Genomic DNA, 15,784 nt, shown 5'->3' with positions numbered 1-15,784 from the left:
CGGCGCCGCGAACAGAGTCAAATCGCCCTCCTGAACTGCTCAAATACGACTATGGTCGTGTCATACGGCTGCATTGATCGCGGAACGGGTATCATCAATTCACTGGCACTCTCACAGCAACAGGAGTCTGGGTGGATACATCGGCGGGCGCGAAGACAACCGAAGGTGGACAACCGGCGGGAGCGGACAACCTCGTTCATGTCGTCTTCATCGCCGCCGCGGCGGCGATGGGCGGATTCCTGTTCGGATACGACAGCTCCGTCATCAACGGGGCCGTCGAAGCCATCCGGGACAGGTACGACATCGGGTCGGCGGCCTTGGCTCAGGTCGTCGCCATCGCATTGATCGGGTGCGCGATCGGCGCGGCCATCGCCGGTCGGATCGCGGATCGCATCGGGCGTATTCATGTCATGCGCATCGCGGCGGCGCTGTTCACCGTCAGCGCGCTGGGGTCGGCGCTGCCGTTCGCGCTGTGGGATCTCGCGATGTGGCGTGTGCTCGGTGGAGTGGGAATCGGGATGGCATCGGTGATCGGCCCGGCCTATATCGCCGAGGTTTCGCCACCCGCCTATCGCGGGCGGCTCGCGTCGTTCCAGCAGGCGGCGATCGTGACCGGTATCGCGACATCGCAGTTGGCGAACTGGGCGATCCTAACCTTCGCCGACGGTGAGCAGCGCGGAAAGATCGGCGGACTGGAAGCCTGGCAGTGGATGCTCGGCGTGATGGTGGTCCCTGCCGCCCTCTATGGCCTGTTCTCGTTCGTCATCCCCGAATCGCCGCGGTTCCTGATCTCGGTGGGACGCATCGACAAGGCCAAGAAGGTGCTCACCGAAGTCGAGGGCGGCAGTGCCGACCTCGACGCCCGGGTCCGCGAGATCGAGCGCGCCATGCACAGCGAGCACCGCTCTACCTTCCGCGACCTGCTGGGCGGCCGCTTCGGCTTCCTCCCCGTGGTGTGGATCGGCATCGGCTTGTCTGTGTTCCAGCAGTTGGTCGGCATCAATGTGGTCTTCTACTACTCGTCCACGCTGTGGCAGTCCGTCGGCATCGACCCGTCCAGCTCGTTCTTCTATTCCTTCACCACGTCGATCATCAACATCATCGGCACCGCCATCGCCATGGTCCTCGTCGACCGCATCGGCCGTAAGCCACTGGCACTCATCGGTTCCGCAGGCATGGCCGTCGCCCTGGCCGCGGAAGCCTGGGCATTCTCTGCCAAGACCGTCTCCGGCGACACCGTCTCCCTACCCACCACCCAAGGCACCGTCGCCCTGATCTCGGCACACGTCTTCGTCCTGTTCTTCGCCCTCTCCTGGGGCGTGGTCGTCTGGGTCCTCCTCGGCGAGATGTTCCCCAACAAACTCCGCGCCGCAGCCCTGGGCGTCGCCGCCTCGGCCCAATGGATCGCCAACTGGGTCATCACCGCCAGCTTCCCCAGCCTCTCCGACTGGAACCTCTCCGGCACCTACGTCGTCTACGCCGCCTTCGCCCTACTGTCGATCCCCTTCGTCCTCAAGTGGGTCCCGGAAACCAAGGGGAAGGCACTGGAGGAGATGGGCTGACCCGCAACTCTCGGCGGTCGCCTCCTGCGCGGCGGCCGCGATAGCGGAAAGAGCCGAGGCCGAGAGCCCTGCACGCTCTCCGAGATAGCGGGCCCACTCCGGCAGGAGGTCCCAGGCGGCCGCGGCAGCTCGACCCGGTGGCCAGGTGCCGATGAGAACTTTCAGGAAGGTCACTCGATGGGGAGAAACGCAGGCGCGAGTGCCGGGGAAAAGGCCGTCGAGCCATACCGAAATCAGTTGGGCGGTGGCGTTCGGGGCAGGCGGTGCGTCGTGGCGAACCGCGAACCACTCGGTGAAGTGCTCGATCGATGATTGGACGGATGGGGCATCGCGGGGCTCGACGGGCGGGGGTATCGGAGTGCCTCGGCGGCGCAGCGTTGCGACGAGTTCGTCGATGCGGCGGCCGGTGCGGAACCAATTGTCCATGCGGTTATGGGATTCGAAGCCGGTGGGGGCGGTCGGGTCGTCACTGAAGGGGAGGAAGGACAGGTCGGCGGGATCGGTCACCCGGTCCAGGCGAGAATTCGACGCCGCGGGGCCCACGGTGGCCTGCCAGGAACGGGCCGCGGCATCGACGGTGTCGAAGACGCCTGCGCCTACGACATCGAGTGGGCCGCAGGCGTCCACATCGAAGAGGTAGACGTGCGGGTCGATGCCGCCGGGGTATTCGTAGGCGGCGATGACGGCCATCCGGGTTCCGAAGATATCGGTCATCCGCCAGGAGGCGCCGGTCGCTTGCACTCGACAGACGTGGGTCAGCCATGACGGTTCCGCCTCGCGGACATTAGAGTCCACCAATTGCTGAACATCCTCGCCGAACAGGTCGGACGGGGCGATCGCGATCAACCCGTGCAGCAGACGCCATGCGGACTGCCGGGCCGGATCGTTCTCCGGCGCGGGGCGGGTCGCGAGGTTCAGGACGTCCTTGGCGAGTTCGGCGAACCACCACACGAGATGGAGGTCGTCGTCCGGGCGGTACAGCGCGCGATGCAGCTGGGCTCCGAGCAGTTCGGCGGTGGACTGCTCCAGTTCTCGTGGTCCGGTTGCGGACAAGAGGCTCTGGCGGCGGTCGAGCACCTCACGAATGGCATCGTCGAACCAAGCCGGGCGAGGCGGCGAGCTGGTTCGGTTGCGGCGGGGTCGAGGCGTCTTTCCATTTGTGTTGCGACCTTTCGACTTTGACATGGATCCAGCTGAACAGGTGGGCGTGCGGCCGGTCCGTGGATTGGAATCCTCGCGCACCAACACTCCGATAGTGGCGAGCTTTCCGGCCCGCAGAGTGATCCGAAACGATCGCGATCAAGATCAAATCCCACGATTGGGTGCAGGATTCGTGGTGGGGGTCCGGAATCGGGGGTTGCCGGGGGCTGGATCCACTACCCTTCGGCTGTGGCGGATAGGGATTCGTTCCGCGAACTCGCCGACGCCCTCAGGGGGCGGTCCCCTGAGGAGCAGCTTGCTGCGCTGGCGCATCTTTTTCGGCCGGGTGGGCCGTTCGAGGGCAGGTTGGAGCCGATGCCGGAGTGGCCGCGGCGGGCGCGGCGGGTGGATACGGCGGCGTATTCGGTTCGGGTGGGGTCGGTGCGGGCCAACGGGCGGATTTGGCGGGGACTCGAGATCGCGTCGGATTTCTATCTCGACGAGGTGCACGATCTGTTGCAGACGGCGTATGGGTGGAAGGACAAGCAGCGGTACCGGTTCGGGTCGGCGGCGGAGTTCGGGGGGCGGGAGACCGAGCATTATTTGTGCCCGGCGGAGAGTGGGGAGTGGCAGCAGGGGGTGCCGCAGGACGAGGTGCGGCTGGATGAGCTATTGGTCGAGCCGGGGGACGAGATATTTCATCGGTTCGATTCGGGGCAGGGGTGGCAGCGGGTGGTGCGGCTGGAGGGGGTGCGGGAGTTCACGGACGAGTCGCCGCGGGCCGTATGTGTGGGCGGCACACGGGATCTCGATGCGGTCAATCTCGCATTGCGGGCCTTCGGGTACGGGGCGGCGGACGGGTCGGCCATCGACTGCTCGGAGCTGCCGGATGTTTTCAGCCGGATGGTGCCGCGGGCGTCCGCCCGGACACGGCGGCAGCTGCGACATCTGCTGGGGCAGGCCATGATCGATCGGCCCGCCCGCATCGATGCCAAATCCGCCGCCGAAGCCATGCGGCCGTACACCTGCCTGCTCGAGCACATCGGGATCGGCGGAGTCGGATTGGACGAATGGGGTGAGCTGCCGCCGCGCATCGCCATGGAGATCTTCGCGGTGCTCGGTATGAGCGAGCGCTGGATCAGACGGCGCAGCGAACCCACTCCCGTTGCCGAATTACGGCGTACCGCCTATCAATTCGGGCTCACTCGCCAGGACGGCAGACAGCTGCGACTATCCGATATCGGCCTGCAGGCCCTGGCGGATCCGGTCCTGCTGTGGTGGCTCATTGCCGACTACGTGCCGCGAACCGCGCAGACGCCCTTCGAACGGGATGTCGCGGCGCTGTACGTGCTGGCCGCCGCCACCGATACCGATGATCCCGCGGGCACCGCCGCCCCACTGCTCGACGGCATGGGGCGGCGGCTGGGCAATACGGCGACCAGCACCGGCGCCGAGGTCGGGGGGATGACCTTCGAGACCCTGCGGATCTTCAAATGCCTGGGTATGACGCCGCGAGATCGCTTCTCGTGCTACCGCATTCGGCCGCGCGCCACGCGAGTCTTCGCGCGCGCGGTGTTGCAGCGGTGGCCGAGAGGCGATCTGCGACGGTGGCCTCGCGGCGAGACCTGAACTAATCGGCGAGCACCGCGCGGAGTTTCGCGGCGAACGCGTCCGGATCGCCCTGCTGGCCGTACTCGCCGCCGAGGAAACCGGCATGGTGGCTGGGGAAGACCACCGGTTCGAGACCCAGCCGCTCGGCGACCGCGACGCCGCCGCGGTAGGCCGAGGTGCCTTCGCCCTCCACGGCCACGGCGAGCACAACCCGCGTCGACACCGCGCGCAGCGCGTCGAAATCGTGCTCGTAGTGCGTGCAGGCGATGATGTTCTGCCCCACCAGCGGGTCGTCCCGGGTGCCGTCGTCCTCGGTGGGCAGGCCGAACATGGCCGGATCCACCGGCTGATCACCGAAGTCGGCCGGGATGTCACCCTGAATCGATACCAGCGCAATGAATTTAGCCATGGCCGGACCGAACCCGTCCCGCTTGTAGGTCGCGGCGATGTTCTCGGCGGCGGCCAGCGCCGTCTCCCGGTCCGGCAGCGCCTGGTAGGCGGGCGGCTCGTGCGCGATGAGAGTGCGTACCCGGTCGGGATGCTTGGCCACCAGGGCCAGCGAGTTCACCGCGCCGCCGCTGCTGGCGAACAGATCGACCTGGCCGCCGACCGCCTCGATCACCCGGCTGATGTCGTCGGCGTGCTGGTCGGGGGTGGATTCGCTGACCGGGTCGGCCTTGGTGCTGCGGCCGGTGCCGCGCGGGTCGTAGGTGATGACGGTGCGGTCCGGGAAGCGCGCGGCCAGGCTGACGAAGCCGGAGGCGTCCATCGGCGAGCCGACCAGCATGAGGGGCGGTTCCTCGGTGGCGGTCTCCGGCTGGCGGATGTCGTAGGTGATGACGGCGCCGGGGGCTTCCAGGGTGAAGGTCTTCGGATCGGTCATGGTGGTCGCTCCTTGTCGAGGGGTTCGCGATGTAGACGACGGGCGGCGGCGGAACTCATCGGTCCCGAAGGTCGGCGAACGTACCGATACTCGAGTGTGCCCGGAACGAACCACATTCCGAGTCCGCCCCCGCAGAGTGGCGTCAGGAGTTGACGATTACCCGGTCGTTTCGTGCTCGCCTCGCCCGCCTGCTGGGTCTCCGCACCGAGATCCCGCCGCGGGACGAGGTGGTCTGGGTGCTGCCGCAGGACGGGCCCGAATCGGTCGCCGCGGCAATGGCCCGCGCGTGCGAGGCCGCACGCGCGGGTGATGCGGAGGCGGCCCGGCGCCATATCGCGCTCGCGGAGCGACTCGTCACCCGCATGCGGGCGCGCGAGATCGCGGCGCGGCAGGCTCCGGAATACCATCCGCCCCGGACTACTTGATGATCTTGGTGATCTGGCCCGCCCCCACCGTCCGGCCGCCCTCGCGAATGGCGAACTTCAACCCGGGCTCCATGGCGATCGGCTGGATCAGCTTCACGCTCATCGACACATCGTCGCCCGGCAGCACCATCTCGACGGCCTCCGGCAGCGTCACCACGCCCGTCACATCCGTTGTGCGGAAGTAGAACTGGGGCCGATAGTTGTTGAATAACGGCGTATGCCGCCCGCCCTCCTCCTTGGACAGGATGTAGGCCTGACCCTCGAATTCGGTATGCGGCGTGACCGATCCGGGTTTGATGACGCACTGCCCGCGCTCGACCTCGTCGCGGCGAATACCGCGCAGCAGCAGCCCGACATTCTCACCCGCCTGCCCCTCGTCGAGCAGCTTGTGGAACATCTCGATTCCCGTGACGGTGGTCTTCGAGGTCTTCGGATGAATGCCGACGACCTCGACCTCCGCGCCCACTTTCAGCACGCCGCGTTCGATGCGCCCGGTGACGACCGTGCCGCGACCGGAGATGGTGAAAACATCCTCGATCGGCATGAGGAACGGCTTCTCGACCTCGCGGGCGGGCGTCTCGATCCATTCGTCGACGGCTTTGAGCAAATCGATGACGCCATCGCTCCAATCACCGGTGGGATCCCGCAGCGCCTGATACGCCGAGACCCGGACGATCGGCGAATCGCTCTCGAAATCGTATTCGCTCAGCAGATCCGCCACCTCCATCTCCACCAGCTCGAGAATCTCCTCGTCATCCACCATGTCGCACTTGTTCAGCGCCACAACGATTTTCGGCACGCCCACCTGCTGCGACAGAATGACGTGCTCCTTGGTCTGCGGCATCGGACCGTCGGTCGCGGCCACCACCAGAATCGCGCCGTCCATCTGCGCCGCACCGGTGATCATGTTCTTGATGTAATCCGCGTGCCCCGGACAATCGACATGCGCGTAATGCCGGTTCTCCGTTTGATATTCGATATGGGCGATGGAGATGGTGATGCCGCGTTGGCGCTCTTCCGGCGCCTTGTCGATCGCCTCGAATGGCACGAACGGATTCAGGTCCGGATGTTTACTGTGCAGCACATTGGTGATCGCCGCGGTCAACGTGGTTTTGCCGTGATCGATGTGACCGATGGTGCCGACATTCACGTGCGGCTTGGTCCGTTGATACTTCGCCTTCGCCACTGGAAGCCTCCTGTGCGCCCTGCGATCCGAGGCGGGCACCGGGATATGGACACCGCGAGATATGCCCGACGGCGGTGTCCTCTACCCAGGGTAGGAAGCGGCGGCCGGGAAAGTCCTGGAACCGCCGCAATCGGGCGTCGAGTCAGGTTGACGGCAGCGATCTCAGCCGCGGAACCACATGGGCCGCAGAGTGGGGCCGTTCTCCGGCAGCAGAATCGGGTCTCCGTCGCGGACGAATCCGCAGCGTTCGTACAGGCGGGCGGAGCGTTCGATGCTCGCTTCGAGATAGGCGGGCACACCGGCTTCGGAGGCGGCCTTCGCCCGCTGGTTGACGATGGCCGCGCCCGCGCCCTTGCCGCGGTGCTGGGGCAGGGTCACGATGACGTGCAGGTAGCGGTGCGGGAAGACCGGCGGGTGGTTCGCCGCGACCGCGGCGGTGACCGCAGCCATACGCCGGAAGGGTTGCAGCCCACTGTTTTCCGAGAGCTCGCGGGCCTCGACGGCCTCGCGGTGCACGCGGTCCAGTGAGGTCACCGTCTGCCAGAGCGATACCGCCCAGATGTCCTCGTCGGCGCCCGCCAGCCACACCTCGTCGTCGCGTATCGCGTTCTCGATGAGCTCGCGGGCGTATTTCACCCGGAACGCCTCGGCGATCTCGGCGTGATCCTCCATGACCCAGGCCGATACGACCTCGTCCATGGACGCGGCGGCGAACACCTCCGCGACCGCATCCACTTCCTTCGCCTCGGCCCGCCGAACCAGCAACTCGCTCATTCCAAACTCCTGGTGTGAACAACGTTCTGAACACCAAAGTAGGAAGCACTAGCGGGGAATACGACCATTTCGTCACACTGGAAGATGTGACGAAATCGGGAACCGTCTGCGTGGTCTGCGGCGTACCGGCCGCACAACCCGAGCGGGGGCGGCGACGGCGCTACTGCTCGCGCTCGTGTCAGGCGCGCGCCTACCGGGCGCGCCGCGATGCCGCGCCGCCGCCGCGGCGCGCCAAGCCCGCGCGGCTCACCGACGTCGGAATCGTGTGTGCCGCAATAGTATTGGCCGACCGCGATGGCCTGTCCGGACTGTCCATGCGCCGCCTCGCCACCGAGCTCGGCGTCGCCACCACGGGCCTGTACCGCTACTTCCCCGACCGCGACACCCTGCTCGCCGAAATGGCCGAATACGCCCTCGCCGATGCCCCGCCACCACCCGGCACCGGCGACTGGCGCGAGCGTCTGACCGCCGAGGCGCGCGGCGAATGGCAGCTCTACCGCCGCCACCCGTGGATGTTGCCGGTACTGGCGCAAACCCGCCCACCGGTCGGCCCCGCCCTGCTCGACAGCCTCGAGCGCTCCTTCGCCGCCCTCGACCACCTCGGCATGAGCCGCGAAACCATGTTCTCGATCTACCTGTCGATCTCCGGCCTGGTGCAAGGCCTGGCCCTGTTGCCCGGTTCGGAAGGCGCCCGCCTGGGCACCGGCTCCCCGGCCGCGGCCGCCGAGCAGGAGCGCACCCTCGCCCAGGTCTCGGATGCGACGCACCCCACCCTGGCCCGCTATTTCACCCCCGACGCGGCCGGAATCGAAGGCGACTACGACCGCTTCCTCGACGACGGGCTCGAACTCCTCATCGACGGCATCATCGCGCGCCACCTCCCCGATAACGCGAAGGGCAGTGCCAGAAAGGAATCCGCACCCCGCCGACCGTCTCCACGCCCGGGGAGGACACACCCCGCGCCGTAAACTCGGCAGCGCCACAGCGGCCGCCCCGCTGCGGCGCACGGGACCCTCAGTCGGGCGGCAAGCGGCGGTGGCCGTCGTGCATGCGGCCTTGTTGCCCTCCTCCGGCGGCGGCCATCCGGCGGGGCCTCCACCGTCTGGCTGCGGTCACCATCCGGGCGGGCTGTTCCGTCGCGCACGAAACATGCTCACCGGCTATGACAACCCGGTCCGACCTGGGGCGCGCCCGACCGGCGACCGCTGGACACGCCCAGTAACGTGGGGCGCATGACAGCTGTTGCAGATCGTTCGCTCGGACCGGAACTGGCACGCACCGAGAGCATCGGCGAGGCCGATGTGCTCGTCATCGGACTCACCAGTACCGACGACGGACCCGCGATCGCCCCGGCCGACGCGTTCGGCGATGTGCTCGATGCCGATACCCGCGCGGCGCTGCTGACCGCGCTGACGGCGGTGGGCGCGAAGGGCAAGTCGGAGGAGCTGACCCGGGTGCCCGCACCCGCCGGGCTGCCGGTGGACAGTGTGCTCGCCGTCGGGCTGGGCGCCGCCGACAAGGTCGACGCCGAGCAGATCCGCAAGTCGGCCGGTGTGGCCGGGCGCGCGCTGGCCGGTACCGCCACCGCCGTCACCACTCTGTCTGGTCTGGATCTGGGCGCGGCGGCGGAGGGCTTCTATCTCGGGGCGTACCAGTTCAGCGCCTTCAAGTCGGACAAGTCCGCGCCCAAGCCCGGCGATCAGCCCGTGGAGCGCATCGAATTCCTGGTTCCCGAGCCGGGATTCGGCGAAGAGGCGCTGTTCCGCGCACAGGCCGTGGCCGAAGCCGTCGCCACGGCACGCGATTTCGTGAACACCCCGCCAAATGCCCTGTTCCCCGCCGAATTCGCCAACCGCGCAGCGGAATTGGCCAAGGCTGCGGGACTGCACGTGGAGATCCTCGACGACAAGGAACTCGAAGCGGGCGGTTACGGCGGCATTCACGGCGTCGGCAAGGGGTCCTCGCGCGGGCCGCGCCTGATCCGCATCACCTATGCGGGCGGCGATCCCAAGGTCGCGCTCATCGGCAAGGGCATCACCTTCGACACCGGCGGCATCTCCATCAAGCCCGCGCAGAACATGGAGAACATGACCTCCGATATGGGCGGCGCGGCGGCGGTCATCGCCACCGTCCTGCTGGCGGCGCGGCTGAGCCTGCCGCTCACGGTCACCGCGACCGTCCCCATGGCGGAGAACATGCCGTCCGCTACCGCGCAGCGACCGGGTGACGTGCTCACCCAGTACGGCGGCACCACCGTCGAGGTCATCAATACCGATGCCGAGGGCCGCCTCATCCTGGCCGACGCCATCGTGCGCGCGGGCGAGGACGAGCCGGACTACCTCATCGATGTCGCCACCCTCACCGGCGCGCAGATGGTCGCGCTCGGCACCCGCACCCCGGGCATCATGGGCACCGACGAATTCCGCGACCGGGTTGCGCGCATCTCCCAGTCGGTCGGCGAAAACGGCTGGGCCATGCCGCTTCCCGCCGAGCTGCGGGCCGATATCAACTCCAAGGTCGCCGATCTGGCGAATGTGGCGCCGCACCGCTGGGGCGGCATGCTGTCGGCCGCGATCTTCCTCAAGGAGTTCGTGCCCGAGGGCGTGCAGTGGGCGCACCTGGATGTCGCCGGTCCGGCCTACAACACCGGCGGCGCGTTCGGATACATCGGCAAGGGTGGTACTGGCGTACCGGTTCGCACCCTGATCGCCACCCTCAAGGACATCGCGGCGGAGTAGCCGCACGACCCCTCGGCACGGCCGCGGCAAACCCGCGGCCGTGCAACCGAATTGCGGGCATGCCATAATTCGGGACGTTCGACGTCGATCGGCGGCTCTGCGATCCGGGCCGTTTCGGGAGGATCCTGGATGGCCACGCGCTCACTGGGCAAGCACGAATTTCAGCAGACGGTGGCGAGCAATCACATTGTGCTGGTGAACTACTGGGCGGACTGGTGCGGCTGGTGCAAGCGCTTCGCACCGGTCTACAAGGCCTCCGTCTAGACGCATCCGCAGATCGTGCACGCCACCGTCGAGGGCGAAGTCGAGCGGGAACTCTCCGCCGCCATCCAGCTCACCGGCTTCCCGACCATCATGGCCTACCGCGAAGGGCTGCCGGTCTACAAGAACGCCGGTTTCCTCACGTCGGCACAGCTGGAAGACGTGGTGCAGCAGGTCCTCTGGATGGATATGGACGAGTTCCGCCGCAAGAACGGCATCGACCAGCAGCAAGTCCGGCAGCAGAAGGCCCCCGGCGCCCAGCAGGCGCCGCCGAATCCGAATCGCGCCGGATTGGCCGGTGGACCACCGCAGTACGGCTGGCCCGGCCTGCGCACGCACTGACCGGAGCCGAAGACCTCCGAGAACATGGCCGCCGCCGGGTGTACCCACCGGCGGCGGCCTTTCGCGGTCGGCGGGGTGTGGAGCGATCCGCCGCCGCGCGTCGTAGTCGCGCATGCGTTGCGGATAACCGACCTTGCGCACGTCGTAGACCGGAACCCCGAGCGCGGCGGAAAGCCGCTGCGCGCCACGTTCGCCCACCACCCGCCGGGTCCATTCGCCGTCGTGCGCCACCAGCACCACCGTCACATCGGTGACCGTGGCGCGCGGTTCGACATACGCCTCGACGCCGTAATGGGTGCGCACCCACTGCGTCAGATGCGCCGCGTCGGCGGCAGCCATCCCGCGCGTGCGCAATGCCCCGCCGCCGCGGATCTTGTCCAGGAAGCCCATCCGGCAACCTCCTCTCCGGATCCCGGAAATCCGGTCTCTCCACCATCGATGGTGCCGCGCCCCGAGCCCCCGCGCCGCCCCGCGAGCGAATCCGAAGCAAGGCCACAGCCCGCGCTCAGGAACAGCTCAGCCGCGGCGGCGGAAGATATCTCAATGGAAGACGGCGGCTATCACCGCTGTTCGGACACGCCCGATCGGCCTCACGACCGCGTTTGCGACACTGCAAGGTCGATCGAACCGCCGCCCTGTGACACGCCGCACCCGGCGAAGTGCAAGGATGGGTAGCTGGAACAAGAACCAACACGGATCTCCGGTGCCGCCGGAATTATCGGTGACTATCGGGCCGACACCACGACCAGTTGTGGACGCCCGCCGAGAGGCGAACTGTTTAACCCGACGAGCAGTCAGAGGAGTCAACGGACATGGCCTTCTCCGTCCAGATGCCAGCTCTTGGTGAGAGCGTCACCGAGGGCACTGTGACCCGCTGGCTGAAGCAGGTCGGCGATTCGGTCGCGGTCGACGAGCCGCTGCTCGAGGTCTCCACCGACAAGGTCGACACCGAGATCCCGTCGCCGGTCGCGGGCACCCTGCTCGAGATCACCGCGCAGGAAGACGATGTCGTCAATGTGGGTGGTCAGCTCGGCGTGATCGGCAGCGGCTCCCCCGCCGCCGCCCCGGCTCCGGCCCCCGCGCCCGCCCCGGCTCCGAAGCCCGCCGTGGTTCCCGCCGGTGCGACCCCGGCCGAGGAGCCCTCCAGCAACGGTGGCCCCTACGTCACCCCGCTGGTGCGAAAGCTGGCCGCGGAGAACGGCGTCGACCTGAACACCCTCAAGGGTTCCGGCGTCGGCGGCCGCATCCGCAAGCAGGATGTGCTCGCCGCCGCGGAGGCAAAGAAGGCTCCGGCCCCGGCCGCCGCCGCTCCGGCTCCCGCCGCCGCCAAGGCCGCGCCCGCCGCCACCGCGGCCCCGCGTCCGAGCCTGGCGCACCTGCCGGGCACCGTGCAGAAGGCCAGCCGCATCCGGCAGATCACCGCCACCAAGACCCGCGAGTCGCTGCTCACCACCGCGCAGCTCACCCAGGTCCACGAGGTCGACATGACCAAGGTGGCCGCACTGCGCGCCCGCGCCAAGTCGGCGTTCCAGCAGCGTGAGGGCGTGAACATCACGTTCCTGTCCTTCTACGCCAAGGCCGCCATCGAGGCGCTCGCGGTGCACCCGAACGTGAATGCCTCCTACAACGAGGACACCAAGGAGATCACCTACCACTCGGTGGTCAACCTGGGCATCGCGGTCGACACCGAGCAGGGTCTGCTCTCCCCTGTCATCCACAATGCCAACGACCTGTCGCTGGCCGGACTGGCGCGTGCCATCGCCGATATCGCCAACCGCGCGCGCACCGGCGGCCTGAAGCCGGACGAGCTGTCGGGCGGCACCTTCACCATCACCAATATCGGTTCGCAGGGCGCGCTGTTCGACACCCCGATCCTGGTCCCGCCGCAGGCGGCCATGCTGGGTACCGGCGCTATCGTCAAGCGCCCCATCGTGATCAGCGATGACGGCAGCGAGTTCATCGGCATCCGCTCGATGGCCTACCTGCCGCTGACCTACGATCACCGCCTCATCGACGGCGCCGATGCCGGTCGCTTTCTCACCACCATCCGGCACCGGCTGGAAGAGGCGGCGTTCGAGGGCGATCTCGGCCTGTAGGCGGCATCTGCATGAAGGTCGTGGTCGCCGGTTCGTCCGGGTTGATCGGGACGGCGCTCGTCGCGGCATTGCGCCGCGACGGGCACGAAGTCACCCGTCTGGTGCGCCGTCCCGTCCATGCCCGTGACGAATTCCGCTGGGACCCGGCCAGTGCCGATCTCGACGACCACGCGCTGCGCGGCGCCGACGCCGTGGTGAATCTCTGCGGCGTCGGCGTCGGGCGGCGGCGCTGGAACGGCAGCTTCAAGCAGGAACTGCGCGACAGCCGCATCGTCCCGACCGATGTGCTGGCCGCCGCGGTGGCGATCGCGGGCGTGCCGACGCTGGTGAACGCCAGCGCGGTCGGCTTCTACGGCGGTGACAGCGGCGATTGCATCGTCACCGAAACCTCCTCCGCCGGAACGGGTTTCCTGGCCGGGCTGTGCCGGGACTGGGAGTACGCCACCCATCCGGCCAGCGATGCTGGCGTGCGGACCGTGTTGTTGCGCAGCGCGATCGTGCTGGCCCGGCACGGGGGCATGCTCGGCATGCTCTACCCGCTGTACTCGCTCGGCTTGGGCGGGCGGCTGGGAAACGGCCGCCAGTACGTCCCGTGGATCTCCCTGGACGACGAGATCGGCGGCATCATCTACGCGCTCACCCACGATTCGATCTCCGGCCCGGTGAATATGGTCGGCCCCGCCCCGGTCACCAATGCCGAGTTCACCCGCGCGCTCGGGCGCGCACTGCATCGCCCGACTCCCTTCGTGGTGCCCGGCTTCGTGCTGCGGCTGGCGGTCGGCGAGTTCGCGCAGGAGGGAATCCTGCACGGTCCCAGGGCGATTCCCACCGTCCTCGAGGACGCGGGCTACAACTTCCAGCACCCCACCATCGGCGCGGCGCTGGCGGCCACCGTCGCGTAATGAGATAGTCGCGTTTCATACCGAGTGAACTATTTTCACATCGGACGCATCTGTTTCAGACCGTAGGTAGGTCTTTCACACTGGTCCTACGCCCGAGTAGCCTGGATGGACGCAGGCCTCGACTTCCGCACCACAGTGCGCCGGACGCGGGGACCACGAGAGAACACCCTCCTCCATAAACCCTCCCCCGGCCCCGGGCCCTCGACGGGACCACCGAACAAGGGGGTACCTCATGATCAGAGAGCTGATCGCCGAGCTCGTCGTCGCGCTCGGCGTCATTACCGCCGCGAGCTCCATGGCAACAGTCGAGGACCCGATCCGTTGCGTAACCCTGATCACGACCCCGTCCGAACTACTCGACTGCCTCGATCACTGAAGGGGAAGCCAGCACGCGGCGCACGTCACATCCACGCTATGGATACCGTGTTGACCGTGAGTAACGACCCGTCCGTGCTCGCACCCGCCGACCTGCTGGTGCGCGACGCACGCGAGACCGATCTGCCGGAGATCCTGGCGATCCACAACACCGCGATCGCCGAGACCACCGCCATCTGGGACACCGAAGCGGCCGATCTGGCCGAGCGGCGGGCCTGGTTCGAGGCGCGCCACGCGGCGGGCTGCCCCATTCTGGTCGCCGAGATCGACGGCCGGGTGGCCGGATACGCCAGCTACGGCCAGTTCCGGCCCAAGTCGGGATACCGGTTCTCCGTGGAGAATTCGGTGTACGTGGCCGACGAGTTCCACCGGCGCGGCGTCGCCACCGCGCTCATGACCGAACTGCTGGCGCGGGCCCGCGGCGGCGATGTGCACGCCATGATCGCCGCGATCGAGTCCAGCAACACCACCTCCATCGCCCTGCACGAGAAGTTCGGGTTCCGCATCGTGGGACAGCTGCCCGAGGTCGGGTGGAAGTTCGACCGCTGGATGGATCTGACACTGATGCAGATCGTCTTCGCCGAGGGAGTAACGTCGCAGTCGTGAGCGAGAGCACTACGGCCACGGCCCCGTTATCCCGTGGGGCATCGGCCCGTTTCGACGAATCACCCATTATCGTCGACGATCTGGGCCTCATCGATTACCAGCAGGCGTGGGATCTGCAACGCGAGATCGCCGCCGAACGCGCCGAAGCCCGCGGCCAGGACCGGCTGCTCTTGCTGGAACACCCCTTCGTCTTCACCGCGGGCCGCCGCACCGAACCGCAGGATCTGCCCATGGACGGCAGCCCGGTCATCGAGGTGGATCGCGGCGGCAAGATCACCTGGCACGGTCCCGGGCAGCTGGTCGGCTATCCGATCATCCGGCTGGCCGAACCGGTGGACGTGGTGGCCTATGTGCGCCGCATCGAGGAAGCCGTGATCACCGTGTGCGCCACCCTCGGACTCGAGACCGGCCGGGTGGACGGACGCTCGGGCGTCTGGGTCGCCGCCGACGAGTTCCGGCCCGAGCGCAAGATCTCGGCCATCGGCGTGCGCGTCCAGCGCGGGGTCACGCTGCACGGCGTCTCGCTGAACTGCAATTCGACGCTGGACGGCTTCAATGCCATCGTGCCGTGCGGTATCCGCGATGCGGGCGTCACCACGCTCAGCCGCGAACTGGGCCGCGAGGTGACGGTCGAAGAAGTGCGCCCGCTGGTCGCCGACGCCATCGTCCGGGCCCTGAACGGTGACCTGCCGGTGGCCGAGCACATTGTGACCCGGCCCAAGGCCGTCACCGAGGACACCATCGACTGCGCCATGCCCGTGGCCGCGGCAGTGCCCGCCAAGGCCGAATGATCACGAGCGTAGGGTGGACAAAGTGACCTCCGTCGATACCCCGACACCAAGTAACCCGGCCGCAGCCGACCCCAATGCGGCCTCCGCGGGTC

General features: G+C 67.8%; 14 protein-coding genes and 2 pseudogenes. 11 read left to right on the top strand and 5 right to left on the bottom strand.

The features are described from left to right. Positions 1–131 precede the first annotated feature (131 nt). A complete protein-coding gene (locus NC4_RS22935; RefSeq protein ID WP_067541650.1) occupies positions 132–1,562 on the top strand; it encodes a sugar porter family MFS transporter in 1,431 nt (476 codons plus the stop codon). Here the strand turns inward: NC4_RS22935 and NC4_RS22930 are convergent. Next, complete coding sequence (locus tag NC4_RS22930; RefSeq protein ID WP_067541648.1) at positions 1,491–2,639, bottom strand: hypothetical protein; 1,149 nt, start codon at positions 2,637–2,639, stop codon at positions 1,491–1,493. The two genes, NC4_RS22935 and NC4_RS22930, sit on opposite strands and share 72 nt — an antisense overlap. Before the next feature lie 438 nt (positions 2,640–3,077). Between NC4_RS22930 and NC4_RS22925 the strand changes: the two genes are divergently transcribed. Beyond that, on the top strand, positions 3,078–4,331 hold the full coding sequence (locus tag NC4_RS22925) for an IS1096 element passenger TnpR family protein (protein ID WP_067541646.1): 1,254 nt from the start codon (positions 3,078–3,080) through the stop codon (positions 4,329–4,331). A gap of 1 nt (position 4,332) precedes the next feature. Here NC4_RS22925 and NC4_RS22920 read toward each other — a convergent pair whose 3' ends face one another. Next, the gene (locus tag NC4_RS22920; RefSeq protein ID WP_067541644.1) at positions 4,333–5,196 is read right to left on the bottom strand and encodes an alpha/beta fold hydrolase; all 864 of its coding nucleotides are present in this window, start codon (positions 5,194–5,196) and stop codon (positions 4,333–4,335) included. A 149-nt stretch (positions 5,197–5,345) separates the two neighbouring features. On the opposite strand from NC4_RS22920, the gene NC4_RS22915 reads away from it, so the two are divergent. Then, positions 5,346–5,621 carry a hypothetical protein gene (locus tag NC4_RS22915; RefSeq protein ID WP_067541642.1) on the top strand — a complete coding sequence of 92 codons (276 nt, stop codon included), beginning with the start codon at positions 5,346–5,348 and terminating at the stop codon, positions 5,619–5,621. Here the strand turns inward: NC4_RS22915 and tuf are convergent. Together tuf and NC4_RS22905 are read right to left on the bottom strand one after the other, a co-directional pair. Beyond that, positions 5,614–6,807, bottom strand: coding sequence for an elongation factor Tu (tuf, locus tag NC4_RS22910; RefSeq protein WP_067541640.1), 1,194 nt, complete (start codon positions 6,805–6,807; stop codon positions 5,614–5,616). The genes NC4_RS22915 and tuf overlap by 8 nt on opposite strands. A 162-nt stretch (positions 6,808–6,969) precedes the next feature. Beyond that, positions 6,970–7,581, bottom strand: a complete 612-nt coding sequence (locus NC4_RS22905) for a GNAT family N-acetyltransferase (protein ID WP_067541638.1) — start codon at positions 7,579–7,581, stop codon at positions 6,970–6,972. Positions 7,582–7,667: 86 nt separating this feature from the next. Here NC4_RS22905 and NC4_RS22900 point away from each other — a divergent pair, with 86 nt between their 5' ends. From NC4_RS22900 to NC4_RS43050, 3 genes are all read left to right on the top strand, one after another. After that, positions 7,668–8,549: a TetR/AcrR family transcriptional regulator gene (locus tag NC4_RS22900; RefSeq protein WP_084529666.1), complete on the top strand. Its 882-nt coding sequence runs from the start codon at positions 7,668–7,670 to the stop codon at positions 8,547–8,549. A gap of 264 nt (positions 8,550–8,813) precedes the next feature. Continuing rightward, positions 8,814–10,319, top strand: a complete 1,506-nt coding sequence (locus NC4_RS22895; RefSeq protein ID WP_067541634.1) for a leucyl aminopeptidase — start codon at positions 8,814–8,816, stop codon at positions 10,317–10,319. Between the two features lie 129 nt (positions 10,320–10,448). Further along, positions 10,449–10,583 carry a thioredoxin domain-containing protein gene (locus tag NC4_RS43050; RefSeq protein ID WP_245721853.1) on the top strand — a complete coding sequence of 45 codons (135 nt, stop codon included), beginning with the start codon at positions 10,449–10,451 and terminating at the stop codon, positions 10,581–10,583. Positions 10,584–11,006: 423 nt separating this feature from the next. Here NC4_RS43050 and NC4_RS39260 read toward each other — a convergent pair. Beyond that, positions 11,007–11,312 (bottom strand): annotated as a pseudogene (locus NC4_RS39260) (oxidoreductase); the annotation flags it as partial. 434 nt (positions 11,313–11,746) lie between these two features. Between NC4_RS39260 and sucB the strand changes: the two are divergent. The 5 genes and pseudogenes from sucB to lipB all read left to right on the top strand — a co-directional run. Further along, positions 11,747–13,018, top strand: a pseudogene (sucB, locus tag NC4_RS22885) (2-oxoglutarate dehydrogenase, E2 component, dihydrolipoamide succinyltransferase); the annotation flags it as partial. A gap of 11 nt (positions 13,019–13,029) precedes the next feature. Next, the gene (locus tag NC4_RS22880) at positions 13,030–13,920 is read left to right on the top strand and encodes a TIGR01777 family oxidoreductase (RefSeq protein WP_067541632.1); all 891 of its coding nucleotides are present in this window, start codon (positions 13,030–13,032) and stop codon (positions 13,918–13,920) included. Positions 13,921–14,152: 232 nt separating this feature from the next. Then, a complete protein-coding gene (locus NC4_RS40465; protein ID WP_157555099.1) occupies positions 14,153–14,296 on the top strand; it encodes a hypothetical protein in 144 nt (47 codons plus the stop codon). A 92-nt stretch (positions 14,297–14,388) separates the two neighbouring features. Continuing rightward, on the top strand, positions 14,389–14,901 hold the full coding sequence (locus NC4_RS22875; RefSeq protein WP_067541774.1) for a GNAT family N-acetyltransferase: 513 nt from the start codon (positions 14,389–14,391) through the stop codon (positions 14,899–14,901). Then, positions 14,898–15,692, top strand: a complete 795-nt coding sequence (lipB, locus tag NC4_RS22870) for a lipoyl(octanoyl) transferase LipB (RefSeq protein WP_067541630.1) — start codon at positions 14,898–14,900, stop codon at positions 15,690–15,692. The genes NC4_RS22875 and lipB overlap by 4 nt, the downstream gene beginning before the upstream one ends. Positions 15,693–15,784 lie beyond the last annotated feature (92 nt).

It is taken from the genome of Nocardia crassostreae (assembly GCF_001613405.1).
GTDB classification, from domain to species: Bacteria; Actinomycetota; Actinomycetes; order Mycobacteriales; family Mycobacteriaceae; genus Nocardia; species Nocardia crassostreae.
Note: the sequence above shows the minus strand (reverse complement) of the source record. Positions and strands in the feature narration are given on the sequence as shown.